Source organism: Streptomyces sp. NPDC008317 (assembly GCF_042955955.1).
Lineage (GTDB): Bacteria > Actinomycetota > Actinomycetes > Streptomycetales > Streptomycetaceae > Actinacidiphila.
This window is the reverse complement of record NZ_JBIBFQ010000004.1, coordinates 161842-186399: the sequence shown is the minus strand read 5'-3', so window position 1 is coordinate 186399 and position 24558 is coordinate 161842. Positions and strand designations below refer to the sequence as shown.

The window sequence follows — 24558 nt, the reverse complement described above, 5'->3', positions numbered from 1 at the left end:
AGCGAACACGGCGAAGGACACGGACATGACGACACCCACGATCGAGCTGAAGCCCTCCGCCCACCCGCTGGCCGCCGCCGAGCGCGAGGCGATCCTGGCCGACCCCGGCTTCGGGCGGTACTTCACCGACCACATGGTCACCATCAAGTGGACCGAGGGCCGCGGCTGGCACGACGCCCAGCTCGTGCCGTACGCCCCGCTCTCGATCGACCCGGCGAACATGACGCTGCACTACGCGCAGACGATCTTCGAGGGCCTGAAGGCGTACCGCCAGCCCGACGGCACCGTGGCCACCTTCAGGCCCGAGGCCAACGCGCGGCGCTTCCAGTCCTCCGCGCGCCGCCTGTCGATGCCCGAGCTGCCGGTCGAGACCTTCATCGAGGCGTGCGACGTGCTGGTCAGGCAGGAGAAGGCGTGGGTGCCGGACGCGGGCGAGGCGTCCCTGTACCTGCGGCCCTTCATGATCGCCACCGAGGTCGGCCTCGGGGTGCGCCCGGCCAACGAGTACCTCTTCCTGGTGATCGCCTCCCCGGCCGGTTCCTACTTCTCCGGCGGCGTCAAGCCCGTCTCGGTGTGGCTGTCCGAGGAGTACGTGCGCGCCGCGCCCGGCGGCACCGGCGCCGCGAAGGCGGGCGGCAACTACGCCGCCTCCCTCGTCGCCCAGGCCCAGGCCATCGAGCACGGCTGCGACCAGGTGGTCTGGCTCGACGCGATCGAGCGCCGCTGGATCGAGGAGATGGGCGGCATGAACCTGTACTTCGTGTACGGCAACCGCATCGTCACCCCCGAGCTGTCCGGCTCCCTCCTGCCGGGCATCACGCGCGACTCCCTCCTCACCATCGCCGCGGACCTCGGCTACGAGGTCGGCGAGGGCCGGATCTCCGTGGACGACTGGAAGCGGGACGCCGCAGACGGCACCCTCACCGAGGTCTTCGCGTGCGGCACCGCCGCCGTGATCACTCCGGTCAGGTCCGTCAAGTCCACCCGCGCGAGCTGGCCGGTGGCCGACGGCGCGCCCGGCGCGGTCACCATGCGCCTACGGGAGGCGCTTCTCGACATCCAGGGCGGCCGGGCCGCCGACCCGTACGGCTGGATGCACCCGCTGGGCGGCTGAGCGCGGGCGGGGGCGGCGCGTCGGACCGCGAGGCGCCGCCCACCAGGGAAGCGACCGAATGGTGAGACCGGCGTCCCGAGCGGGCCGGTTTGTGGCACACTGCCAACGTGCACCCGTACGCCAACGTGATTATTGGCCGCAGGCACGCCGGTCCGCAGTGACTGATCCCCTGACCACAGGGGAGCGTCACCCGCCCAGACCCGCGTGCAGACCTCTCGCATCCGCGAGAGGTTTTTTCGTTTTCCGGCCCACCACCGCCGGGAGGCGGGGCGCGAGGGACGATGGGGGCAAGTGGAGCTGGATCCTCCCGATATCCGCATGTCCGGACGGGAACCCACTCACCCGACAGGAGTTACGACAGCCATGACCGCCGAACTGGACGACAGCTTCCACGTCTTCGACACCACGCTGCGCGACGGCGCCCAGCGCGAGGGAATCAACCTCACCGTCGCCGACAAGCTGACGATCGCCCGGCACCTGGACGACTTCGGAGTGGGGTTCATCGAGGGCGGCTGGCCCGGCGCCAATCCCCGCGACACCGAGTTCTTCGCCCGAGCCGCCACCGAACTGGACCTGAAACACGCGACGCTGGTGGCCTTCGGCGCCACCCGCCGCCCCAACGCGGTCGCCGCGCAGGACCCGCAGGTCAAGGCCCTGCTGGACTCCGGCGCCCCGGTCATCACCCTGGTCGCCAAGTCCCACGACCGGCATGTGGAACTGGCCCTGCGCACCACTCTCGAAGAGAACCTGGCGATGGTGACGGACACCGTCTCCCACCTCGTCGCCCAGGGGCGCCGCGTCTTCGTCGACTGCGAGCACTTCTTCGACGGCTACAAGGCCAACGCCGCCTACGCCACCGCCGTCGTACGGGCCGCGCACGAGGCGGGCGCGTCCGTCGTCGTCCTGTGCGACACCAACGGCGGGATGCTGCCCGCCCAGGTCCAGGCCGTCACCGGGCTGGTCCTGGCCGACACCGGCGCGCGCCTGGGCATCCACGCGCAGGACGACACCGGCTGCGCGGTCGCCAACACCCTGGCCGCCGTGGACGCGGGCGCCACCCACGTCCAGTGCACCGCCAACGGCTACGGCGAGCGCGTCGGCAACTCCAACCTCTTCCCGGTGGTCGCCGCGCTGGAGCTCAAGCACGGCCGCCGCGTCCTGCCGCCCGGCACGCTCGGCGAGATGACCCGCATCTCGCACGCCATCGCCGAGGTCGTCAACCTGCCGCCCTCCACCCACCAGCCCTACGTCGGCGTCTCCGCCTTCGCGCACAAGGCCGGTCTGCACGCCTCCGCGATCAAGATCGACCCCGACCTCTACCAGCACATCGACCCCGAGCAGGTCGGCAACACCATGCGGATGCTGGTCTCCGACATGGCGGGCCGCGCCTCCATCGAGCTCAAGGGCAAGGAACTCGGCATCGACCTCGGCGGCGACCGCGAGCTGGTCGGCCGGGTCGTCGCGCGCGTCAAGGAACGCGAGCTGAAGGGGTACACCTACGAGGCCGCCGACGCGTCGTTCGCGCTGCTGCTGCGCGAGGAGCTGGAACGCGCTGAGAACGGCGGCCCGCGCCGCTTCTTCCGCACCGAGTCCTGGCGCGTCATCACCGAGGACCGCCCCGACGGCACCCACGCCAATGAGGCGACGGTGAAGATGTGGGCCAAGGGCGAGCGCATCGTCGCCACCGCCGAGGGCAACGGCCCGGTCAACGCCCTGGACCGCGCCCTGCTCGCGGCCCTCGGCCGGATCTACCCGCAGCTCGCCGCCTTCGCGCTGGTCGACTACAAGGTCCGTATCCTCGAAGGCCGTTCGGGCACCGACTCCACCACCCGCGTCCTGATCACCACCACGGACGGCGCCGCCGAGTGGTCCACGGTCGGCGTCGCGGACAACGTGATCGCCGCGTCCTGGGCGGCACTTGACGACGCGTACACGTACGGGCTGCTGCGCGCGGGCCTCGAACCCCAGGAGCAGTAGCGGGATTTGGCCCCCTGGGCGTCACCCCTCGCGGGCCGTTTACCGGCCTTTACCGGCCTTTACCGGTCTTTGCCGTGCTCCGGGTCCCGGTCGTGTTCCCCGCGACCGGGACCGTTCATGTGCGGACACTGGCGGACGCGCGTAGAGCTCGGGCACACTCCTCCTGCGCCACCTGCACACCGGTCACCCGCACACCACCCACCCCAGCGGAAACAGCAGGAGGAATCGCATGACGCTACGTCTGCGCGCCCGATCCGTGCTCAGTGTCCTGACTCTCGTCCTCACCGCGGTGTTCGCCCCCGGCATCGGACTGGCCAGCTCCACCGACGCGTTCGCCGTCACCAAGCTCACCCACGCCCAGGCGACGAGCATGTTCAGCGGCGCGGGCATCACCTGGTCGTCCTCCGGCGGCTGCTCCAACCGCAACGTCTCGACGTGTACGTCCTTCGACCAGCTCAACCTCACCACCGCCCAGGGCGCCGTCACCCTCAAGCACGCCAGCGGCTGCGCCCTCAACATCACCGGCGGCACCGAGACCGGCCACGCCAGCGGCACGTACTCCCACTGGAACGGCTACAAGCTCGACTTCGGCAAGAACACCTGCATCACCAACTACATCCACAGCGCCTTCACCTACATCGGTCTCCGCGGTGACGGCTACCCCCAGTACCAGGCTGCCTCCGGCAACATCTACGCCGACGAGGGCAGCCACTGGGACGCCCTGTTCTACACCTGCGGCGGCTGCTGACCCCCTCCGGGGCGCGGGGAACGTGCGCTGCCACAGCGCAGGGCCTTGTTCTCGGGGGCGCGGGGAACCGCGCGACCAGCCCCCACCGGGCTGAAAGCCCGAAGACAACGGCATCTGCCCCGCTGGCGCCGGTCTTCAAAAGGCCGCGCCACCGTCGGCGGCTGAGCGCGCGGTTCCCCGCGCCCCTCAAAAGATCGGCGAACCGCCCCACAGCAGAGGAACCGCACGGGGCCGCGCCCCGGGAAGGATGAGTACGGATGCTCAGGCCCGCGCCGGAGGCGGACGGCTAGCGTCGGGTCAGGCGAAAGGAGCCCCCCGTGCTGTGGTTGGTGATGCTGCTCGGAGCGGCGACAGGTCTGCTCGGCACGCGGCGGCAGCGCCGCACGGCGGCCCGCATGGGCGACCGCCTCTTCCCCGGCCGACTGGCCGTCTACGGCGCGCGTTCCCGCTTCCCCGCGGCCGGCGGCGCCGAGGTGATGTTCCGGGTGACGGACGACCCGGACGCCGTCGTGCGGCTGAGGGTGGACCGGGCGGAGCCGGAAGAGGACGAGCTGCGCAAGGCGGTGGCGGACGCCCTGGACCGGGCGCGGACCTGGCGCGGCCTCGACGCGGCGTTCCGCGAAGGCGGTTACGAGGTGTACGCCCTCGGCAACGTCGTCGCCGAGCCGTGGATCGCGGCCGACCCCCGTAACGGAACGGTCGACGACCTCCTCACCCGTATCGCCGCGTGCCTGACCCGCTGGTCCGGCGCCACGCCCACGACCGTACTGATCGCCCACCCCGACCTGGTGGCGGGCCTGAAGGACCGGGACCCGAGCGCCCCGACGCTGCTGCGGGTGACCGCGAGACGGCGGCTCGCCGCCTTGTCCGGCCAACGCCCGTACTACCGCGCCTGGTTCGAATGGCGCGACGGCGTCCCCGTCCCCGGCTCGGGGCGCCTCGACCTCGTCCGCCCCTTCGACGACAGCCAGCGCTTCGCCGCCGCCGTGGAGGCGAGCGCCGCCGCGTGGCTGGCCGAGGCGGTCCCGGAGGCGACGGTGTGCTCCGCGACCGGCGTGTGGCGGCTGCTCCCGAACCGCGTCGACCGCGTCACCGGCTTCGTCCTCTACCGCGACGAGCCCGAGCCGGGCCCCGTCTACCTCGGCAAACACGCCCTGCGCGTGACGACGGACCTGGACGGCGCGCTGGTCGGCGACCCGACCGTCCTGCCCCACGTGCGGGAGGGCCGGGGCCGCCTGCACCTGCCCGCCCTGTGAGGAGCGCGCCCCCCCCTGCTCCGTCACGCGTCCCGTCCCCGCAGCAGCACCCCGCCCCCGAGCAGGGCCGCCGCCGCCCACGCGGCCAGCACCCCGAGCCCCGCCCACGGCGGCAGCCGTCCCGGGCGGGGCCGTCCCGGGCGGGGCCGTCCCGGGCGGGGCCGTCCTGTCAGGGGTGACGGAAAATGGGTCGAGCCCACGGCCCCCGATACGTAAGGTCACGCGGGTGACAGAGACCCCCGAGACCATCGTCAGGGACGCGGTGGCGGCCGACGCCGCCGCCATCGCGCACGTCCACGTCACCTCGCGCGAGGTGACCATGCCGTACCTGCCGCCGCGCAAGCGGACGGACGCCCAAGTGGAGGCGTGGGTGCGGGACATCGTGCTGCCCGGCTCGGCGGTGTGGGTGGCCGAGCAGGGCGGCGCCGTCGTCGGCTACGCGTCCGTCGAGGACGGGGTCCTCGACGCCCTCTACCTCCTGGCGGAGGTGCGCCGCCAGGGCATCGGCAGCCGCCTCCTCGCCCGCGCCAAGGCGCACAGCCCCGCCGGCCTCACCCTCTTCGCCTTCCAGCGCAACACCGACGCCCGCGCCTTCTACGAGCACCACGGCTTCACGCTGGTCGACACCAACGACGGCTCCCGCAACATGGAGAAGGAGCCCGACCTCTCCATGCGCTGGCCGTAACCCCCTTTCCAGGGGCGGCGGGTGTCAGACCCCGGCGCTAGCATGCGACGCATGGGCATGATCGAGAACTACGCACGTCTGACACCCGCCGAACTCGACCGCGCCGTCCGGGAACCGGACTGGACGCAGGAGTTCGTCTTCGACCTGATGTACGCCGAGTCGGAGGAGACCACGGGCGCGGGTCAGCCGCGCTGTCTCGACATCGACAAGGCGTGGGACGCCCTGGACTTCCTGTTCCGGCGGATCGAGTTCCCGCTCGACATCGTCCACGGCGGCCAGCCGATACCCGGCGCCGGCGACTGGGGCTACGGCCCGCCCCGTTACCTCACCCCCGACCAGGTCCGCACGGCCGCCGCCGCCCTGACCGCACTCCCCGCCGCCGCCCTCACCAAGGACCTCACCGAAGCCGAGGTCGAAGAGGGCGTCCTCTACCCGAGCGTCGAGGGCCAAGCCCTCGAAACGCTCGAATACGCGACCCAGCACTACGAGGCCCTCGTCCCCTTCTTCCAAGCGGCAGCCGCCGAAGGCGACGCGATAGCCCTCTGGCTCAGCTAGCCCCTCCCAGCGCCTCCCTCCCCTCACGCACCGCCCTCCCCACGGCCTCCGGCGTAGCCGTGTCCTCGACGGACTCCATTCCCAACAGCCCGAGCGGAAACAGCAGTACGTCCACTCGCGGCACCTCCCCGCCCGCGTTCCACTCCCGCACCGCCTCGAGCGCCCGCGACACCCCGAAATACGCGGGGCTGACGTCGGCGTACTCCGGCCGCACCACCGGTCGCCCCTCGCCGTCCAGCATCGCCGGGCGCGTGGCGGGCACCACGACAAGACCCGGATAACCGTCCCCCCGCACGTTCCGCAAAATCTGCGCCCGCCCCGGCGTCGGCCTCCCCCCGTACCGCCCGTGCGCGAACACCCCGGCCACCATCACGGCATCAGCGCCCACATCCCGGGCCTCGGCCTCCCGCAACTCCACCGGCAGGCCATCCCCCAAATGCCGCCGCCACACCTCAAGAAGCCGTGCGTTGTCCGAAACGATGATGATGTCCACGTCGCGTTCCACTCAGAAGGGGTGCATCAGGGCAGGGGCATGAAGGGAAGGATGCGAACTCGTCCCGCGTGGGCCATCTCTTCCACGGACAGGGCCAGAGCGTCGATTCCGCCGCCCGCGTCCGCCAGGTGGTCGATCAGGCTCTCGGGGTTGATCGCGTCCTTGTGGATCACCGATCTGACCAGGGTATAAGGACCTTCTTCCTTGTACGCCTTGAACGCGGCCCGGGCATAAGCCGCTGCGCCCTCCATCGTCGTCGAGAAGTACTTGGTCTCGATGCCGAGGACGTTCTCGAACCGCCGCGTCTTGAGCAGCTGTGCCAGCTCCTTGGCCTGGACGGCACGGTAGATGAAGATCTCGCCCGGCTTGAGGGCGCGACCCAGTTCCGTACAGGGACTCAGGCCGAACGGGTCGATCTCGTCGTATGGATTCTCCACATACGTGTGGTGGTTGGGAGCCGGGACCAGGCCGAGGGGATCGGGGCTCTGATAGCGGGCGGTGACCGGGTCGTAATACCGCAGATGGTTGTAGTGGAGTCCGGTCTCGGCGTCGGCGTACTGGCCGGGGAAGCGCAGCGGGCAGTCGGTCTGCCCGTCGACGGCTGGTTGCCGGTCCCATACCGTGCGCGTGCTCCGCCACGCCACATCGCCGTCGGAGCCGATGAGTTCGCTGGGGGCACCGATGAGATCGGTGACGATGGCGTAGAAGCGTTCGTCGATCTGGGCCAGCGGACGGTGTGTGCCAGGCGCGTACTCCCAGGTCGTGGCGGCCTGCCCCGTCACCTCTTCCGTCATGCGCGCGCCGTCCCAGACGAACACGGTCTCCGCGATGAGGCCGCTGTCGCCCCACTGCTGCTTGGCGATCCGACGGCCCAGCGCGTCGTACAGATAGCGCCAGACGCTGCCGTCCGGCGTGGTGACGCCCGTCCCCCCGTGGTCCCCGTCAGCTCCGGGGCATTGTTTCACCTCGGTCATGAGTGACGTGTGGGAACTGCGGCGGGGTTCCCGATGACCGGAACAGGTGGTCGCGGCCTGCGGATCACTGCTCCAGCAGGGGAGGGGGCGGGGTGAGGTGGGCTTCGGTGCGGGCCAGGCGGTGGGTGGTGCGGCGGGTGGAGGGGAGGGTGGTGAGGAGAAGGAGGGCGGCGAGGGCCAGGTAGATGGCGGCGAGGTCCTTGGCGGTGGGGCCCCACAGGAGCACGGCGGCGCCCAGGGCGGCGAAGAGGGTGGCGAGGGCGAGCGCCAGGCGGCGGGTGGTGCGGGCTGCCCGGCGTTGGCGGTGCAGGAGGAGGGTCATGGCGTGGCGGGCCGCGGGGTCGGAGGGGATGACCTCCTTGCGCATGAGGCGGGCGGCCACGGCGACCTGCCGGGGGGTGAGCCCGGTCTCTGAGGCGATGTGCCGCCGGCTTCTCAGGTCTCGCCACGCGAACACCAAGCCGCCGGCCATGCCGCCGACGAGCGGGACGGTGGGGGCGGGCAGCCAGAACAGGCACACGGCGACGTAGAGCACGGCGGGCGCGAGGCGGACCCATATGTTGTCGCGCCAGGGACGTTCGCGGTCCCAGTCCATGGAGGCGGGCCTATCCGTGTCCGGGCGCCCCGGCGGCAGGGCCGGGGCACACGGACAACAGGGTGCGGGTCAGGGCTTGATGACGACGGAGTGGACGATCTTGTCCGCGAAGGTCTGCTTCTTGGCGTCCCAGGCGGGCCACAGGAAGCCGAGGTAGCAGGGCAGAGCGTCCAGGATGTGCAGCAGGCGCCGGCCGAAGGCCAGACCGAAGCCGAGGACCTGGCCGTCCGCCTCGCGCAGCGTGCGGGTGCCCACGACCTTCTTGCCCGGCGTCTGCCCGGTCGTTCCCTCCATGTAGGAGAAGTAGATCGAACCGGCCAGGGCGACGACCGCGCCCAGCAGGGCCCCGGCCGTGCCGCCGATGCCGAAGCGCAGGATCGCGTACGGGACACCGAGGATGAGCGCGTCGATGAGATACGAACCCGCCCGCGCCCCCCAGTTGGCCAACGGGGGCATTCCGGTCGGCTGTTGACCGTAGTTCGCGACGTCAGGCTGGCCGCCGCCGGGGTAGGACGGTATGGGTCCCTGCCCGTAAGGGCCGGGCTGGCCATAGGGGTTGGGCTGTTGCTGCCCCTGCGGGTTGTGCTCCCAGGGGCCGGACTGTCCGCCGTTGTCGCCGTCGTATGGAGGTGGCTGTCTGTCACTCATGCCGCCGAGTACACAGGGCCTACCGGCAGGAGACAACCCTCTACCTGCAACGATTGCGTACCACTCGCCCAGCCGGGGCCGGTCAGCCGATCGGTTCGACGTACGTGGCGAGGTTGGCGAGCGAGGAGGCGATGCCGGTTTCGTGGTCGGCCTGGTCGATACCGGGCGGTACGTCGGTGGCGGTGACGGCGACCTCGGTGGCGTCGGCGGCGTCGTCGGTGGGCGTGAGAGACCAGGTCATCGTCATGGTGCCCGCATACAAAGGGTCGTCCGCCTCGAAGACGGCCTGCTGGACGACGCGGCGGTGCGGGACCAATTGCGTGAAGGCGACCGTGACGACGTCCGTCGCGTCCGAGGACTTGCCCGGGCTGTCGGCCGCGTCGAGATACGTGAGCACCATACGGAAGCCGCCGCCGGGGCGGGGGTCCCAGTGCTCGATCCGGCCGCGCATACCGTCAGGCGGCAGCCAGGCTTCGAGGGAGTCGCGGTCGATGAGGGCGCCGTAGATGGTCGCCGGTGGTGCCGCGATCACCCGGCTGGCGCGGTCGGTCCTACCCATGAGCCGAGTCTAGGACCGCAACGTCGGCGCCCGCACTCACGCCGTGCGGGCGATCCGTCGGACGTGTCGCCCGATACGTCAGAGCGCGGGCTGCTGCGCGGCGGCGAACGTCACGAACGCCGACCACGCGGCGGGCGTGACGGTGAGCGCCGGGCCCTCGGGGTCCTTCGAGTCGCGGATGTGAATCGCCTGCGGATGCGCGGCGACCTCGACGCAGTTGCCGCCTTCGCCGGTGCTGTGTGAGGACTTGTGCCAGTCGCACGCGACCTCGACGCAGTTGCCGCCCTCATCGCTGCTGTACGAGGACTTGCGCCAGTCGTAGGCGAGTTCGACGCAGTTCCCGCCATCGCCGCTGCTGTGGCTCGACTTGAACCAGATCAGGTCGGGGGAGGGCTGCGGCCGTACAACGTGGTTCATTGCTCTCCTAGCAAATCGTCCAACAGGCGCTTGCTCTCCTCAGGAGTGAGGGCCTGTGAACGCAGCATCGCATATCTCTGATGGAGCACGCTGACTTCATCCGGATCATCGACGAGCACGCTGAAGCCGTGTGCGTCGAAGTAGCCCAAGTGCTCGTGGGCGGGGGTCTCCAGGAGCACCATGGGACCGGCGAGGGAAGCGTGCGGGCGGTCTCGTGGCATGACCTGGAGACAGCTGAAGGGGAGGTCAGCCACCTCCCTGAGACGCTGGATCTGGCGGCGCATGGCCGCTTTGCCACCAAGAGGCCGGTCGAACACAGCCTCTTCCAGGACGTACGACATCAGCGGCGGCGACGGCTTGCGCTCGAACATTGCTTGTCGGACGAGCCGGTCGGCTACCCGCTGCTCCACCTCGTCGGGGCTGAGCGGCGGAAACTGCTCGTTGAAGACCGCCCGCATGTACTCCTCGGTCTGGAGCAAGCCCGGTACCAGGGCGTTTTCGTACGACATCAGGCTCAGCGCCAGCGGCTCCTCCTCCATGTAGTCCTGCGCGAACAGCGGATACCGCTCCGCCTGCGGGACTTCGGCGACGGCCACCTCCAGCGTCTGGCTCGTGCGGAGCAACTGGTCGAGCTGGCGGGCCAGCCGCAGGCCGAGCGGTCTGCGGCCCTGCTCGATCGATGCGATCTGGTCCAGGCTGAGGTTCACCTCGTCGGCGAGCCGCTGCTGCGACATACCGCTCGCACGCCTGAACTGGCCGACCGTGGCGCCGATGACGCGCCACGCTGAGTTTTTTCGTGGTCGCTTTCCGTAGGGCATGCGATCTCTATTTCCGTCCCAAACCCGCGCCACCCTCGTCCGGCTCGTACAGTCCGGTTGTACGGGTTCACGCGGGGTACGGTCCCGCGCCTCTTCTTCTGTAGCGGGCCGAAATCCACGGCCCCTCGGGGAGGGACACCATGGACCGGGCCACGCTTGCCGTCACCGTTCTCTCGGTCCTCACGGCCAAGGGGTGCGCGCTGCTGGGGTATTGGCTGCGGCTGCGCTGGCGGGCGCGTTACGAGCACGCGCGCGCCGCGTATCTCGCCGAGGCCGTCAACGGCCTCGGGGCGGGGGACCGGCTGGAACTGGACGACGCACGCGGTGGCGGCCACCGGCTCCACCTGACGATCAGCCGCGCGGCGGGCCGAAGGGACGATGAGAGCACGTGACCGACCATGAACCGCCGACCACCGCGTCGGCACAGCGCTTACCGGGGGAGACCGGCGCCCCCGAGCGCGTACGCGGCACCGTGGACGAGGAGTTCTCGGACTTCTACCGCGCCGAGATACGCGGCCTCGTCGTCTTTCTGCTGCACCACGGGGCCGCGCTGGCCGTCGCGGCCGACATGGCGCAGGAGGCGATGATCCAGGTCCACCGCTACTGGACCACGGTCCGCACTCCGCGCGCGTACGTCCGCACCGTCGCCGCCCGCGCGCTCGCCCGCAAGACGGCGGCGGTCCGCGAGGACCCGGTGGACGAGGTGCCGGAACCCACCTCGCTGCTGCCGCGTCCGGACGCGTACGCCGACTGGGAGGAGCGGCATGTGACGCTCGCCCTGCTCAGGAGTCTTCCGCCGCGCCAACGGCAGATCCTGGCCTGGACGTTGGACGGGTACGCGCCCGCCGAGATCGCCGAGCAACTGACGATGACTCCCGAGGCCGTACGCGCCAGTCTGAAGAAGGCGCGGCGCGCCGCCGTGCGTCTCCTCGCCGAGGAGGACGACCGGTGACCGCGGAACACCACCACGACGAGCGGCTGCTCGCCGAGCACGCACTCGCCCTCGCCGGGGACCTCGACGCCGTCCTCGACATCGAGGCGGGTCTGTCCGAGGTGCTGCTCCAGTCCCGCCACGCGGCTCTCACGCAGGACGTGCCCCTCGACGTCGACGCGGGCCTCGCGTCCGTACTCCCCGCGCCGGACCCGGACCGGATTCCCGGCGCGCCGCCGCCACCCGCCCCGACCACGAAGTACGCCCCGCCCAGGAGTCCGAACCTCGTGGAGGCGATGCTGCACGTCAACTTCCCTGCTGGCATGGCCAAGTTTGAATCCACGCTGACCCCGGCCGTCGGGCGCATGGAAGTGCGGAGCCAGCCGCAGATCGCCGCCGGTACGCGGGCCGTTGCCCTGGCGCAACGCCTCGCGGACGAGGCGGGCGACCACCGGGGACGCACCCTCGACTGCGTCGATCTGCTCGTGGGTGTGCTCGAATTCGGCTGCGAACTTGCTGTGGTGGGGCACAAGAAGCTCGCCCTCGTCCTCAAACTGGCCCAGACTCGCGTGCTGGACCCGGACGGGGTTCCGCACGACCGTCTGGGCGCCGACCCCAGCGTCGCGTGGCTGCTCCAACAGGCCCGGGAACTCGGACGGTCGCTCGCCTACACCAGCGAGCGCGGCCCACTGTACGGCGACGACGACCTCGCCCGACTCGCGGACCTGGCGTACGAGATCGCCGACGCCCCCGGCCTCGACCAGTCCCTCGCGGAGCATGCCACCCACGTCCTCGGCGCCGTGCGGATCGACCGAGTATGGCGCCAGTTCGCCCACCGCCTGCCCACCCGCGACGACCGACGTCTCGCCCTGCTCCTGGACGACTTCACCGTCACCGACCTCACCTCGGTCGACCTGCGCGGCGCCGACCTCACCGCCGTCCGCTGGACCGAGACCGGCACCCGCTGGCCCCCCGGCTTCGACCTCGCCGACCTCCGTTCCCGCTCGGACGAGTCCCCGCCGGGCAGCGCCATCTACGTCGTCCGAGGCGACTCGGCCACCGTCTCCGACTCCGTGGACCCGTAGGAGGCCCCCAGAGCCCGGCTTGCCCTGGGGCCGACTACTTCCCGGCCGGAGGCCCGTACCACTGGAGTGCCTGGCCGGTAACGGCCGCGACGCGCTCGAAGTCGCGGTCGCGGTGCAGGAGGGTGAGGCCCTGCAGTTCCGCTGTGGCGGCGACCACCAAGTCCACGGCGCCGGCGCCGCGGTGCTCTCCGCGTTCCGTGAGGAGGCCCTGCACTTGCCAGGCGCGGTCGTACGCGCGGTCGTCCACGGGCACCCAGCCGAACAGCATGCGCATGTCCGCGGTGGCTTGCGCACGGTCGGCGGCCGACCGTGCGCTGTAGAAGAACTCCAACTCGGTGATCGGGCAGGTGGCGATCAGACCGGCCGCTACCGCTTGGTCCCAGCCGAACTGCTCCGCGTCGCCGCGCATGATCCGTGCGAGGGCGCTGGTGTCGATCAGAAACTGCGCCGCGTTCACCGGCGGTAGTTCGTCTTGTCCTCGAAGATCTCCAAGTCGAAGGCCCCGTTGGCGGCTTGGGCACGCAAACGCGTGAGGGCGAGCGCTCGTCTCCGGTTCTCCAAAACCTCACGCAGGGCTGTGTTGACGGTCTCTCTCTTCGTGCCCGTGCCAAGGGCCTGGGCCACATCGGCGAGCAGTTCGTCGTCCAGGTCGATCACGGTCCGGCTCATATGATGCACCTCCGGTGATATCAACTTAGGTGTCGAGTATATCTCGCCCGATATCGAAAACGGGCCGGTGACGAACGGCACACGTACTGTCGGGTAACCCGGAGAGGGGCGCGGTCATAAGGTGAGCGGCGTACGGATGGGCGCGCGCGGGCTCATACGTGCGGGCACAGACGTAGGCTCCCCACCCTCGATCGATGAAACGGGAGATGGCATGCGCTCGGCGAAGGACTTCTTTCGGCCGTTGGCCGTGGGGGCACCGGCCCCCGTGCGGGAGGTGCCGTTCCGGCCCTCGCGGATGATCCACTTCTTTGATCCCGGCAACGAGAAGATGGCGGCGAAGGTGCCGACGCTGGCGCCGCAGGTCGACGTGCTGCTGGGCAATCTGGAGGACGCCGTACAGGCGGACCGCAAGGTGGCGGCGCGCGAGGGCCTGGTGGCGGTCGCGAAGGCGAACGACTTCGGCGACACGCAGTTGTGGACGCGGATCAACAGCCTGGACTCGCCGTGGGCGCTGGACGACCTGCTGACGCTGGTGACGGAGATCGGCGACCGCCTCGACGTCATCATGGTGCCGAAGGTGGAGGGCGCGGCGGACATCCACTACGTGGACCGGCTGCTGGCGCAGCTCGAGGCCAAGGCACACGTCGAACGGCCGATCCTGGTGCACGCGATCCTGGAGACGGCGACCGGCGTGGCCAATGTGGAGGAGATCGCGGGCGCGAGCCCCCGGATGCAGGGGCTGTCGCTCGGGCCGGCCGACCTCGCCGCGAGCCGCCGGATGAAGACCACCAGGGTCGGCGGGGGACACCCCGGCTACCTGGTGCGGGAGGACCCGAAGGGCGACGGCGTGCCCCGGGCGACGTACCAGCAGGACCTGTGGCACTACACGATCGCCCGAATGGTCGATGCCTGCGCCGCGCACGGGATTCTGCCGTACTACGGGCCCTTCGGGGACATCCAGGACGTGACGGCCTGCGAGGACCAGTTCCGCAACGCCTTCCTGCTCGGGTGCGTCGGCGCGTGGTCGCTGCACCCGGTGCAGATCGCGGTCGCCAAGCGGGTCTTCTCGCCCGCCCCCGAGGACGTGGCCTGGGCGCGCCGGGTGATCGACGCCATGGGCGACGGTACGGGCGCGGTGATGATCGACGGCAAGATGCAGGACGACGCCACGTACAAGCAGTGCCTGGTGGTGTCGGAACTGGCGGACGCCCTCGCCGCCCGCGACCCGGAGCTGGCCGACGCCTACGCGGCGGCGGAGAAGGCGGAGAACGCCGAGCAGGCCGAGAAGGCCGAGCAAGTGGAGATGGCCGGGCAGGCCGAGAAGGAGGACACCCGATGAACGACCGGATCACCCCCCGCCGCTCCGTCCTCTACATGCCCGGCGCCAACGACCGCGCCCTGGAGAAGGCCAAGACCCTCCCCACCGACGCCCTCATCCTCGACCTGGAGGACTCCGTCGCCCCCGACGCCAAGGCCGACGCCCGCAAGCGCGTCGCCGAGGCCGCGGCGAGCGGCGAGTACGGCTACCGCGAGGTGACCGTCCGGGTCAACGCGCCCGGCACCCCCTGGCACGCCGACGACGTGAAGGCCGCGGCGGAAGCGGCCCCGGACGCCGTCGTCGTACCGAAGGTCGACTCCCCGGAGACCGTACGGGAGGTCGAGGAGGCCCTGGTGAGGGCCGGGGCCCCGGACCGCACCGCGATCTGGGCGATGATCGAGACCCCGCGGGCCGTCTTCGCCGCCGCGGCCATCGCGGCGGCCTCCCCGCGGCTCACCGTCCTCGTCATGGGCACCAACGACCTCGCCAAGGAACTGCGCGCCGAGCACGTACCGGGCAGGGCCCCGCTGCTCACCGGTCTGTCCCTCGCCCTGCTCGCGGCCCGCGCCAGCGGCAAGGCCGTCTTGGACGGTGTCTACAACGACGTACGTGATCTGCCCGGCTTCGAAGCCGAGACCCGACAAGCCAGGCAGCTCGGCTTCGACGGCAAAACGCTGATCCACCCCACACAGCTCGAACCGTGCAACCGGATCTTCGCCCCCGCGCAGGAGGAGATCGACAGGTCCCGCCGGATCGTCGAAGCCTTCGAAGAGGCCACGTCACAGGGGCGAGGCGTGGTCACCGTGGACGGCAGGATGATCGAGAATCTGCACGTGGAAGAGGCCCGCAGGGTCCTCGCCCTGGCCGAGGCCGTCGCCGGACGCTGACCCGAATGCCCGTCAAGGACGGGCAAAAAGCGACAAGAAGCGGGGCCCGGCCGACCGGCGGCGGGGCCCCGCCCGCATGCGCTTCTGTTGGGATCCACCATGAAGTGCGGACGGACACTGTACGAAGTAGATGGCCCGTTATTCGGTTCCCGCTCGTACTGTCGAGGCATGACCACATCGCAAGAGGTGCCTGCGGACGTGAACGACGCCCGCGGTCGCGTAGCCGATCTGCTCGCCATCCGCGAGCAGGTCCGTCGCGGGCCGAGCGAGCGGGCGACCGAGGCCCAGAAGGCCAAGGGCAAGCTCACCGCCCGCGAGCGGATCGATCTGCTGCTCGACGAGGACAGCTTCCGCGAGGTGGAACCGCTGCGGCGGCACCGTGCGGTCGGCTTCGGTCTCGAAGCCAAGCGGCCCTACACCGACGGCGTCATCACCGGCTGGGGCACCGTCCACGGCCGTACGGTCTTCGTCTACGCCCACGACTTCCGGATCTTCGGCGGCGCGCTCGGCGAAGCGCACGCCACCAAGATCCACAAGATCATGGACATGGCCATCTCGGCCGGCGCGCCCCTGATCTCCCTCAACGACGGTGCCGGAGCCCGCATCCAGGAGGGCGTCTCGGCGCTCGCCGGATACGGCGGCATCTTCCAGCGCAACACCAAGGCGTCGGGCGTGATCCCGCAGATCTCGGTGATGCTCGGCCCGTGCGCGGGCGGCGCGGCGTACAGCCCGGCGCTCACGGACTTCGTGTTCATGGTCCGCGAGACCTCGCAAATGTTCATCACCGGTCCCGACGTCGTCCAGGCCGTGACCGGCGAGAAGATCACGCAGAACGGACTCGGCGGCGCCGACGTCCACTCCGAGGTCTCCGGCGTCTCGCACTTCGCGTACGACGACGAGCAGACCTGCCTCGAAGAGGTGCGCTACCTGCTCTCGCTGCTCCCGCAGAACAACCGCGAGAACCCGCCCGCCGTCGAGAGCCACGACCCGGCCGACCGGCGCGGCGACGTCCTGCTCGACCTGGTGCCGGCCGACGGCAGCCGCGGTTACGACATGCGCAAGGTCATCGAGGAGATCGTCGACGAGGGCGAGTTCCTGGAGATCCACGAGCGCTGGGCGACCAACATCATCTGCGCGCTGTCCCGGCTCGACGGACAGGTGGTCGGCATCATCGCCAACCAGCCGATGTCGCTGGCCGGTGTGCTGGACATCGAGGCGTCCGAGAAGGCCGCCCGCTTCGTCCAGATGTGCGACGCCTTCAACATCCCGCTGGTCACGCTGCTGGACGTGCCGGGCTTCCTGCCCGGCGTCTCCCAGGAGCACGGCGGCATCATCCGGCACGGCGCGAAGCTGCTGTACGCGTACTGCAACGCCACCGTGCCGCGCATCTCGATCATCCTGCGCAAGGCGTACGGCGGCGCGTACATCGTCATGGACTCGCAGTCCATCGGCGCCGACCTGACCTACGCCTGGCCCACCAACGAGATCGCGGTGATGGGAGCGGAAGGCGCCGCCAACGTCATCTTCCGCCGCCAGATCGCGGAGGCCGACGACCCCGAGGCGATGCGGACGCGCATGGTCAAGGAGTACAAGTCCGAGCTGATGCACCCGTACTACGCGGCCGAGCGCGGCCTCGTCGACGACGTGATCGACCCCGCGGACACCCGCGCGGTGCTGATCAGCTCGCTGGCGATGCTCCGCACCAAGCACGCGGACCTGCCGTCGCGCAAGCACGGCAACCCGCCCCAGTAGTCATGGAGACCACCTTGAGCACTCCCGCCGATTCCCTCGTGCGCGTCGAGAAGGGGCACGCCGCTCCTGAGGAGCTGGCCGCGCTCACCGCCATCCTGCTGGCGCGTGCCGCCGCCGGTGACGCCCCCGAGGCCGCCGACACCCCCAAGCGCCGCTCCACGGCCGGCTGGCGCCGCCTGGAGCGCACCCCCGGCTTCCGCGCCCCGCACTCCTGGCAGGGCTGAGCCGCACCTTCCACGGGCCGCCCGGCGCGACACACGACGGCTTCGGGCCCCACCGCGCAAGCGGTGGGGCCCGAAGCCGTCGTGGGAGAGGGGACCCGGCGCCTACCGCAGCCGCGCCATCAGGGCGTGCTCGACCAGCGTGATGAGCGCGCTCTTGGCATCGCCGCGATTGCGCGCGTCCGTCGTGATGATGGGGGCCTCGGGCCCGATCTGGAGGGCCTCACGGACCTCCTCGGGACCGTACGGCTGGTGTCCGTCGAAGCCGTTGAGGGCGATGACGAACGGCAGGCCGCTGTTCTCGAAGTAGTCGACGGCCGGGAAGCAGTCCGCCAGGCGCCGCGTGTCGACCAGCACGATCGCGCCGATCGCGCCGCGCACGAGGTCGTCCCACATGAACCAGAATCGGTCCTGCCCCGGCGTCCCGAACAGATAGAGGATCAGATCCTCGTCGAGCGTGATGCGGCCGAAGTCCATCGCCACGGTCGTCGTGGTCTTGTCCGGCGCGTGCGTCAGATCGTCGATCCCGGCCGACGCGGACGTCATCACTGCTTCGGTGCGCAACGGATTGATCTCCGACACGGCCCCGACGAACGTGGTCTTGCCCACGCCGAACCCGCCGGCCACCACGATCTTCGCAGACGTGGTCGACCGGCGGACCGTATCGCCCCCGCTGGAGCCCCCGCTAGAGCTTCCGAAGTCCACTGAGCACCCTTTCAAGCAATGTCACGGCTGGCTGTCCGCCCGAGGACTCGTCGCCGCCGGGCTGGTGGATCTGGACCAGTCCGGCCTCAGCCAGGTCGGCCACGAGAATCCGGACCACACCGAGCGGAATCGTCAGCAGAGCGGAGATCTCCGCGATCGACTTGATCTCCCGGCAGAGCAGGCAGATCCGCTGGTGTTCCGGCAACTGCCCACGCAGTCGCTCGGGGTCGGCGGTGGTACTGACCAGCGCCTCTATGGCGAGCTGGTAACGCGGCCTGGTACGGCCGCCGGTCATCGCGTAAGGGCGCACGAGCCCGGAAGGGGCGGGGGGCCGCTTGCTCGCGCCGCCGCTCCCACCGCCGTTCCCGTAACTGCCGCCGCCCCCGTGACCGCCGCTGCCGCCGCCGTGGCGGGGGCCCTGCGGCGGCGCGTAGGGCTGGATACGCGGTTGCCGGTACTGCGGCTCGGGCTCCGGAGAGGGCGCCGAGGGGAAGTTGTAGGGGTTGAGGGGCGGCTGATGCTGGCTGCCGTACGGGTCTCCACCGGGGGACGTGCTCACGAGTCCTCCTCCTGATACGGCTGCGATCCCCCGTCCGAGTACCCGGCTGGTACTCGGACGACCGCTGCCCTTCTCTTTGTTGACGCTGTTCGAGCTAGTTGAGCAGGCTGCCCTGAAGCTCGGCCCGCAGGTCCGGGGTGAGGACGGTGCCCGCTCGGTCGACGAGCAGGGCCATTTCGTAGCCGACCAGGCCGATGTCGCACTCGGGGTGCGCCAGTACGGCCAGCGAGGATCCGTCGGAGACGGACATGATGAAGAGGAAGCCGCGCTCCATCTCCACCACGGTCTGGTTGACGGAGCCGCCCTCGAAGATGCGGGAGGCCCCGGCGGTGAGCGACGTCAGCCCGGAGGCGACGGCGGCGAGCTGGTCGGCGCGGTCGCGGGGGAATCCGTCGGACATCGCGAGCAGCAGGCCGTCGGCGGAGACCACCACCGTGTGGGACACCCCGGGGGTGTTGTCCACGAAGTTGGTGATCAACCAGTTCAGGTTCTGTGCCGCCTGGCTCATCGGACTCAACTAGCGCTCCTGGTTCTGGGGGCCGCCGAATGGGTGCTCGGTGGCCTGTCCGTTCGTATCAGTTCCAGCAGTGCGTCCCTTCTGGACGCCACGCCGCAGGTTACTCAACCTGCCGCGTACGTCCTCGGGGGCGCGGGAGACCTGTGGGCCGCCCTGCGGGGTCTGCGCCGCGGTACCCGGGACCAGATTGGCCTTGGGCACCCGTCGGGGCAGGCCCGAGGGGGTGACCCCGCCCGCCTTGGGCTCGCGGACCTGCTCGGCCCGGTGCCAGTTCTCGTCATTCGTCGACCGCCATTCGGTCGTCGGCTCCGGTTCCCGGTGCTGCCGGGGCTCTGGAGCCTCCTGGGCAGGCTGTTCCTGAGGTGGTTCCGGCCGCTGGCGGTCACGGCGCGGCAAACCCGCGTCCGTCAGCGAAGGGGAGCCTACGCTCTCGGACGGCCGCTGGGGGAGCGGCGGAGCGGATTCCGTTACGTCCGCCCGCGGCTCGGGCTCCTGCGGGGGCTCCGGAACCGGCCACTCCTGCGACGGGGCCTGGTAACCGGTGAACTCCGGCTGGAAGCTCTGGCCGTACGCGGGGTCGTAGGGCTGGTCGAATCCCTGGTCGAAGCCCTGCGGGACGCCCTGGTCATAGCCCTGCTGAGCGCCCTGGCCGTACCCCGGCACCGCGCCGTCGTCGAAGGCCCGCGCGCTCTCGGGGAAACCGTTCCGCTGGTAGCCCTGCTGCTCGTAACCGGACTGGAAGCCCTGCTCGTAGGTCTGCTGCTGATAGCCGGGGTCGAAGCTCGGGTCGTACGCGGGCTGCGCCTGCCGGCCCTGCTCCGGGTAGCCGTTCTGCTCCGCCTGCTCCGGGTAGCCGCCCTGTCCGGGGAAACCGTTCTGCTCCGGGAAGCCGGGCTCGTCGCCCTGGCGGTCCGACGTGGCCGCTTCGAGCTGGGCGCGGCGCTCCTCGCGGACCAGCGACCGGCCCACCGGGTCGAGCGTCGGCGCCGCCGTACCGTCGGCGGTCTCGTAACGCGAGTCGTCGAAGCCCAGCTCGGCCGCGGTCGGCATGTGGCCGACGTCCTGCACCGACTGCTCGGGCACGATCCGCGAGACGGTGAAGTCGCGCTCGTCGTCCTCCGGCAGCAGGGCCTCGCCGCCACCGCCGTGGGTGATCGGCTCGGGCAGCATCACCAGCGAGGTCGTACCCGCCTGCTCGCCCGACGGCCTGAGCTGCACCCGGATGCCGTGCCGGTCGGACAGCCGCCCGACCACGAACAGGCCCATCCGCTTGGCGATCTCCACATCGACCGTCGGCGGGTCGGCCAGCTTGTGGTTGATGTCGGCGAAGTCCTCGGCGGTCAGGCCGATGCCCTTGTCGTGGATCTCCACCATCACCCGGCCGTCCGGCAGCCGGGTCGCGGTCACCCGCACCTTGGTCTGCGGCGAGGAGAACGTCGTCGCGTTCTCCAGCAGCTCGGCCAGCAGGTGCACCAGGTCGGTCACAGCGCTGCCGTGGATGTCCGTCTCCGGGATGCCGACCAGCTCTATACGGTCGTACGCCTCCACCTCGGACGCGGCGGCGCGGAGCACGTCGACCAGTGGAATCGGCTGATTCCACTGCCGGCCCGGCTCCTCACCCGCGAGGACCAGCAGATTCTCGCCGTTGCGGCGCATGCGGGTGGCGAGGTGGTCCATCTGGAAGAGGTGCTCGAGCTGGTCGGGGTCGGCCTCGTTGTTCTCCAGCTCGGTGATCAGGGTGAGCTGGCGCTGGATGAGGCCCTGGTTGCGCTGCGAGAGGTTGGTGAAGATCGCGTTGACGTTGCCCCGCAGCAGCGCCTGCTCCGCGGCGAGCCGCACGGCCTCGCGGTGCACCTGGTCGAAGGCGCGCGCGACCTCGCCGATCTCGTCCTGGCTGTTGATCGGGATCGGCGCCACGGTGGTGTCCACCCGGCCCGGGTCGGTCCGCGAGAGCTGGTCGACCATCGACGGCAGCCGCGTCTCGGCGATCTCGAAGGCCGCGCCGCGCAGCCGCCGCATCGCCCGGCTCATCGAGCGGGCCATCATGCCCGCCACGATGAAGGCCAGGATCAGCGCCACGATCACGATCGCGGAGTTCACGATCGCGTCCCGCTTGGCGTTCGACGCGATCGTCGAGGCGTCGGCGGCGGCCTGGTCGGCCAGCGAGTTCTCGACCGTGTGATACGCGTCGAAGGAGAGCGTGGAGGCGGCGAAGTACGACTCGGGCGTGATGCCCTCGGCGCGCAGCTGCGCGACGGTCTTCCCCGGCGTGGCGATCTCGGTGACCATCTTCGGCAGGTCCGGCGGTACGACGAACGCCGTGTGCGCGGCCTCCGCCTTGCGCTGCGCCTCGCCGATCAGGTCGGTGCCCTTCTTCTCCGCCGCGGCCTGCGCGTCCTTCAGCCGCTGCACGTCCGCGGCCGTACCGCTGCCGTTGTACTCCGCGACCGAGATGCCCTGGAGGTACTGGTACGAGCCCAGCGCGGTCTTCTGGAGGGCCAACTCCTTGCCGGAGACCGGCTTCTGCACCAGGATGTGCGTGCCGATCGACCTGGTCAGGGACTCGGCGGCCTTGGCCAGTGACACCGCGTAGAGGGTGCGGCCGTAGGCGGTGACATTGCTGGTGCCGTAACCCAGCTCATTGTCCAGTTCCAACAGCGGGTGCTGGATCTTGACGTAGAACTCCTCGGTCTGCACCCCGGAGAGCTGACGGGTGTACGCGACCTTGCGGAGCGTGGCGAGCTGCGGCTCGACGGTCCTGAAGTTGGCCATCCGGCGCTTGAGCCCGGCCTCGTTCGGCATCTTGGCCGCGGCGGCGTCGAATTCGCGGGCCGCCTCGTCGGTGGCGGCGCGGGCGGTGGAGACCGCCGGATCGTCACGTTTTCCCGCCAGCAGCGGAACCGCGGTGACATCACGTTCGTTGATCAGTGCGTGACTGTAGGTCGTGGCGGCGCGTACCAGATTCGCGGTACGTACGGCGTCGTCGGCCTGGCTCCAGGTGTCGACCGAGCTCTTGACCCGGAAGCCGCCGAAGACGAGGGCGACCAGGACCGGGATCAGCAGGATGACGTTGAGGCGGGTCGCGACCCGCCAGTTGCGCATGCTCAGCCGGGTGCCCGGGTCGTCCGGCGGCTCGGGAGCCGAGATGGCGGGTGCGCCCCCGGGACGTTGGGGCGGCGTGAAGTTCCCCCGCGGACCCTGAGCAGGGCCCGCTTCTGCTCGCCTCGTGTTCCTCACTGGACCAACAACCTCTCGGCGACGGCACGAACGAAGGCCGTTACTACTCTCGGGTTCTGCGAATTCCAGCACGTCATGTAGGCCCCAGCCAAACGTCCGGCATATGGGACGCGGCACAGTAACGGCGAAGATAAAACGGGCATAAGTAAAATCCCCCGTCAAACCATATGACAGATGTACGCGCTGCGACACCGGCTGAGCGCGAGCCGTGTTCGACGCCCGCCGAAACTCTCTCGAAATGTTATGAAGACGGGGACCGGCCGTGTCTCCTGACACAGCCGGTCCCCGTGGCTTGTTTTCACCAGCAACTCGCCGCTGGCGCCTGTCTGTTGAGCCTTCTTCCGAGCCTGCCCGCTACTTCAGCCGGGCAAGCAGCGCGTGCTCGACCAGCGTGATCAGCGCGCTCTTCGCCTCGCCGCGATGGCGGGCGTCGGTCGTGATGATCGGTGCCTCGGGCCCGATCTGGAGGGCCTCGCGCACCTCCTCCGGACGGTACGGCTGGTGTCCGTCGAAGCCGTTGAGGGCGATGACGAACGGCAGGCCGCTGTTCTCGAAGTAGTCGACGGCCGGGAAACAGTCCGCGAGCCTGCGGGTGTCCACCAGCACCACGGCGCCGATCGCACCGCGCACCAGGTCGTCCCACATGAACCAGAAACGGTCCTGGCCGGGCGTCCCGAACAGGTACAGGATCAGGTCGTCGTCCAGGGTGATACGGCCGAAGTCCATGGCCACCGTGGTGGTGGTCTTGTCCTGGACGTGGCTCAGGTCGTCGATCCCGGCCGAGGCCGAGGTCATCACGGCCTCGGTGCGCAGCGGGTTGATCTCCGACACGGCACCCACGAACGTGGTCTTGCCGACACCGAAGCCACCCGCCACCACGATCTTCGCAGACGTGGTGGACCGCACCGATTGCTGCGCGCCGTACGCCGGCTGCGGCTGCGGCCTAGAGCTTCCGAAGTCCACTGAGCACCCTCTCAAGCAGTGTCACATCAGGCTGGCCGCCCGCCTCGCCGCTGCCCGGCTGATGGATGGCGACCATGCCGGCCTCGGCGAGGTCGGCCACAAGAATCCTGGCCACACCGAGCGGGATGGCGAGCAGAGCGGAGATCTCCGCGACCGACTTGATCTCGCGCGTGAGATGGCAGATCCGCTGGTGTTCCGGCAGCAGCCCCGCGTACTGCCCCGGGTCGGCGGTCGTGCTGACCAGCGCCTCGATGGCGAGCTGGTAGCGGGGCCGAGTGCGGCCACCTGTCATGGCGTACGGCCGAACCAGCGGCTGATCGCCTTCCACCCCGTACGGCGCGTGGTGGGACGCGCCGTACGGGCCCGGCGAAGCGGGTGGCGGGGTCATGAGGGTCCTCCGTGTCCGGGCAGTGCTGTCGCGGTGCGGGAAGTACGGAAAAACATGGGGGGAGACGGATGGTTCAGTGCATGAGGCTGCCCTGGAGCTCTGCACGGAGATCCGGGGTGAGGACGGTGCCCGCTCGGTCGACGAGCAGGGCCATTTCGTAGCCGACCAGGCCGATGTCGCACTCGGGGTGCGCCAGCACGGCGATGGAGGAACCCTCGGAGACCGACATGATGAAGAGGAAGCCGCGCTCCATCTCCACCACGGTCTGGTTGACCGCGCCGCCCTCGAAGATCCGGGACGCCCCGGCCGTGAGGGAGGTCAGCCCGGAGGCGACGGCGGCGAGCTGGTCGGCGCGGTCGCGGGGGAATCCGTCGGACATCGCGAGCAGCAGGCCGTCGGCGGAGACCACCACCGTGTGGGACACCCCGGGGGTGTTGTCCACGAAGTTGGTGATCAACCAGTTCAGGTTCTGTGCCGCCTGGCTCAT

The 24558-nt window shown here is 70.2% G+C and carries 29 protein-coding genes; 13 read left to right on the top strand and 16 right to left on the bottom strand.

The annotated features are described in order from the left end of the window. The first annotated feature begins 25 nt into the window (after positions 1 to 25). The 6 genes from ACFY9V_RS14305 (at position 26) to ACFY9V_RS14280 (ending at position 6335) form a co-directional block, all read left to right on the top strand. On the top strand, positions 26 to 1114 hold the full coding sequence (locus ACFY9V_RS14305; RefSeq protein ID WP_391161486.1) for a branched-chain amino acid aminotransferase: 1089 nt from the start codon (positions 26 to 28) through the stop codon (positions 1112 to 1114). A 363-nt stretch (positions 1115 to 1477) separates the two neighbouring features. Further along, on the top strand, positions 1478 to 3091 hold the full coding sequence (cimA, locus tag ACFY9V_RS14300; RefSeq protein WP_391161485.1) for a citramalate synthase: 1614 nt from the start codon (positions 1478 to 1480) through the stop codon (positions 3089 to 3091). Between the two features lie 229 nt (positions 3092 to 3320). Beyond that, positions 3321 to 3839: a hypothetical protein gene (locus tag ACFY9V_RS14295; RefSeq protein WP_355348146.1), complete on the top strand. Its 519-nt coding sequence runs from the start codon at positions 3321 to 3323 to the stop codon at positions 3837 to 3839. 317 nt (positions 3840 to 4156) lie between these two features. Further along, positions 4157 to 5095, top strand: coding sequence for a hypothetical protein (locus ACFY9V_RS14290; protein WP_391044774.1), 939 nt, complete (start codon positions 4157 to 4159; stop codon positions 5093 to 5095). A 226-nt stretch (positions 5096 to 5321) separates the two neighbouring features. Then, positions 5322 to 5780 carry a GNAT family N-acetyltransferase gene (locus ACFY9V_RS14285; RefSeq protein WP_391161483.1) on the top strand — a complete coding sequence of 153 codons (459 nt, stop codon included), beginning with the start codon at positions 5322 to 5324 and terminating at the stop codon, positions 5778 to 5780. A 51-nt stretch (positions 5781 to 5831) separates the two neighbouring features. Continuing rightward, positions 5832 to 6335, top strand: a complete 504-nt coding sequence (locus ACFY9V_RS14280) for a DUF1877 family protein (RefSeq protein WP_391161482.1) — start codon at positions 5832 to 5834, stop codon at positions 6333 to 6335. On the opposite strand, the gene ACFY9V_RS14275 is transcribed toward ACFY9V_RS14280, so the two are convergent. The 7 genes from ACFY9V_RS14275 to ACFY9V_RS14245 all read right to left on the bottom strand — a co-directional run bounded on the left by ACFY9V_RS14275 (position 6328) and on the right by ACFY9V_RS14245 (position 10839). Further along, entirely contained in the window at positions 6328 to 6828 is a 501-nt protein-coding gene (locus ACFY9V_RS14275; RefSeq protein WP_391161481.1) for a hypothetical protein, read from the bottom strand. The genes ACFY9V_RS14280 and ACFY9V_RS14275 overlap by 8 nt on opposite strands. 26 nt (positions 6829 to 6854) lie before the next feature. Further along, positions 6855 to 7802, bottom strand: coding sequence for an RHS repeat-associated core domain-containing protein (locus tag ACFY9V_RS14270; RefSeq protein ID WP_391161480.1), 948 nt, complete (start codon positions 7800 to 7802; stop codon positions 6855 to 6857). A 64-nt stretch (positions 7803 to 7866) separates the two neighbouring features. Beyond that, a complete protein-coding gene (locus ACFY9V_RS14265; protein WP_391161478.1) occupies positions 7867 to 8397 on the bottom strand; it encodes a hypothetical protein in 531 nt (176 codons plus the stop codon). A gap of 69 nt (positions 8398 to 8466) precedes the next feature. Beyond that, entirely contained in the window at positions 8467 to 9045 is a 579-nt protein-coding gene (locus ACFY9V_RS14260; RefSeq protein WP_355349367.1) for an RDD family protein, read from the bottom strand. An 82-nt stretch (positions 9046 to 9127) separates the two neighbouring features. Next, positions 9128 to 9604, bottom strand: coding sequence for an SRPBCC domain-containing protein (locus tag ACFY9V_RS14255; protein WP_391161476.1), 477 nt, complete (start codon positions 9602 to 9604; stop codon positions 9128 to 9130). 78 nt (positions 9605 to 9682) lie between these two features. Then, positions 9683 to 10021 carry a DUF397 domain-containing protein gene (locus tag ACFY9V_RS14250; RefSeq protein ID WP_391161474.1) on the bottom strand — a complete coding sequence of 113 codons (339 nt, stop codon included), beginning with the start codon at positions 10019 to 10021 and terminating at the stop codon, positions 9683 to 9685. After that, entirely contained in the window at positions 10018 to 10839 is an 822-nt protein-coding gene (locus ACFY9V_RS14245; protein WP_391050376.1) for a Scr1 family TA system antitoxin-like transcriptional regulator, read from the bottom strand. The genes ACFY9V_RS14250 and ACFY9V_RS14245 overlap by 4 nt, the downstream gene beginning before the upstream one ends. Positions 10840 to 10979: 140 nt before the next feature. Here ACFY9V_RS14245 and ACFY9V_RS14240 point away from each other — a divergent pair, with 140 nt between their 5' ends. Genes ACFY9V_RS14240 through ACFY9V_RS14230 form a run of 3 tightly spaced genes read left to right on the top strand, consistent with a single transcriptional unit; the run spans position 10980 to position 12855 of the window. Beyond that, positions 10980 to 11231 (top strand): hypothetical protein, encoded by a 252-nt coding sequence (locus ACFY9V_RS14240; protein WP_355349376.1) that lies wholly within the window; start codon positions 10980 to 10982, stop codon positions 11229 to 11231. After that, positions 11228 to 11791, top strand: a complete 564-nt coding sequence (locus ACFY9V_RS14235) for a sigma factor-like helix-turn-helix DNA-binding protein (RefSeq protein ID WP_391161472.1) — start codon at positions 11228 to 11230, stop codon at positions 11789 to 11791. The genes ACFY9V_RS14240 and ACFY9V_RS14235 overlap by 4 nt, the downstream gene beginning before the upstream one ends. Then, positions 11788 to 12855, top strand: a complete 1068-nt coding sequence (locus tag ACFY9V_RS14230; RefSeq protein WP_391161471.1) for a hypothetical protein — start codon at positions 11788 to 11790, stop codon at positions 12853 to 12855. Before ACFY9V_RS14235 ends, ACFY9V_RS14230 begins: the two co-directional genes overlap by 4 nt. Positions 12856 to 12889: 34 nt before the next feature. Here the strand turns inward: ACFY9V_RS14230 and ACFY9V_RS14225 are convergent, their stop codons facing one another. Both ACFY9V_RS14225 and ACFY9V_RS14220 read right to left on the bottom strand, forming a co-directional pair. Beyond that, positions 12890 to 13312 (bottom strand): PIN domain-containing protein, encoded by a 423-nt coding sequence (locus ACFY9V_RS14225; protein ID WP_391050374.1) that lies wholly within the window; start codon positions 13310 to 13312, stop codon positions 12890 to 12892. Further along, on the bottom strand, positions 13309 to 13524 hold the full coding sequence (locus ACFY9V_RS14220; RefSeq protein WP_355349388.1) for a type II toxin-antitoxin system VapB family antitoxin: 216 nt from the start codon (positions 13522 to 13524) through the stop codon (positions 13309 to 13311). The genes ACFY9V_RS14225 and ACFY9V_RS14220 overlap by 4 nt, the downstream gene beginning before the upstream one ends. Positions 13525 to 13735: 211 nt before the next feature. On the opposite strand from ACFY9V_RS14220, the gene ACFY9V_RS14215 reads away from it, so the two are divergent. The 4 genes from ACFY9V_RS14215 to ACFY9V_RS14200 all read left to right on the top strand — a co-directional run bounded on the left by ACFY9V_RS14215 (position 13736) and on the right by ACFY9V_RS14200 (position 17705). Then, the gene (locus ACFY9V_RS14215; protein WP_391161470.1) at positions 13736 to 14863 is read left to right on the top strand and encodes an aldolase/citrate lyase family protein; all 1128 of its coding nucleotides are present in this window, start codon (positions 13736 to 13738) and stop codon (positions 14861 to 14863) included. Continuing rightward, entirely contained in the window at positions 14860 to 15729 is an 870-nt protein-coding gene (locus tag ACFY9V_RS14210; RefSeq protein WP_355349394.1) for a CoA ester lyase, read from the top strand. Before ACFY9V_RS14215 ends, ACFY9V_RS14210 begins: the two co-directional genes overlap by 4 nt. Before the next feature lie 168 nt (positions 15730 to 15897). Then, positions 15898 to 17481: an acyl-CoA carboxylase subunit beta gene (locus ACFY9V_RS14205; protein ID WP_355349397.1), complete on the top strand. Its 1584-nt coding sequence runs from the start codon at positions 15898 to 15900 to the stop codon at positions 17479 to 17481. 14 nt (positions 17482 to 17495) lie between these two features. Next, the gene (locus ACFY9V_RS14200) at positions 17496 to 17705 is read left to right on the top strand and encodes an acyl-CoA carboxylase epsilon subunit (protein WP_391050371.1); all 210 of its coding nucleotides are present in this window, start codon (positions 17496 to 17498) and stop codon (positions 17703 to 17705) included. 102 nt (positions 17706 to 17807) lie between these two features. Here ACFY9V_RS14200 and ACFY9V_RS14195 read toward each other — a convergent pair whose 3' ends face one another. The 7 genes from ACFY9V_RS14195 to ACFY9V_RS14165 form a co-directional block, all read right to left on the bottom strand. Continuing rightward, complete coding sequence (locus ACFY9V_RS14195; RefSeq protein WP_355349403.1) at positions 17808 to 18407, bottom strand: ATP/GTP-binding protein; 600 nt, start codon at positions 18405 to 18407, stop codon at positions 17808 to 17810. Then, positions 18388 to 18966 (bottom strand): DUF742 domain-containing protein, encoded by a 579-nt coding sequence (locus ACFY9V_RS14190; protein ID WP_391050370.1) that lies wholly within the window; start codon positions 18964 to 18966, stop codon positions 18388 to 18390. Before ACFY9V_RS14190 ends, ACFY9V_RS14195 begins: the two co-directional genes overlap by 20 nt. Positions 18967 to 19060: 94 nt before the next feature. Then, positions 19061 to 19474 carry a roadblock/LC7 domain-containing protein gene (locus tag ACFY9V_RS14185; protein WP_033173109.1) on the bottom strand — a complete coding sequence of 138 codons (414 nt, stop codon included), beginning with the start codon at positions 19472 to 19474 and terminating at the stop codon, positions 19061 to 19063. A gap of 9 nt (positions 19475 to 19483) precedes the next feature. Then, entirely contained in the window at positions 19484 to 22585 is a 3102-nt protein-coding gene (locus tag ACFY9V_RS14180) for a nitrate- and nitrite sensing domain-containing protein (protein WP_391161468.1), read from the bottom strand. A 489-nt stretch (positions 22586 to 23074) separates the two neighbouring features. Beyond that, on the bottom strand, positions 23075 to 23683 hold the full coding sequence (locus ACFY9V_RS14175; protein WP_391050368.1) for an ATP/GTP-binding protein: 609 nt from the start codon (positions 23681 to 23683) through the stop codon (positions 23075 to 23077). Next, on the bottom strand, positions 23664 to 24071 hold the full coding sequence (locus tag ACFY9V_RS14170) for a DUF742 domain-containing protein (RefSeq protein WP_093717892.1): 408 nt from the start codon (positions 24069 to 24071) through the stop codon (positions 23664 to 23666). The genes ACFY9V_RS14175 and ACFY9V_RS14170 overlap by 20 nt, the downstream gene beginning before the upstream one ends. Positions 24072 to 24144: 73 nt before the next feature. Further along, entirely contained in the window at positions 24145 to 24558 is a 414-nt protein-coding gene (locus ACFY9V_RS14165) for a roadblock/LC7 domain-containing protein (RefSeq protein ID WP_317452960.1), read from the bottom strand.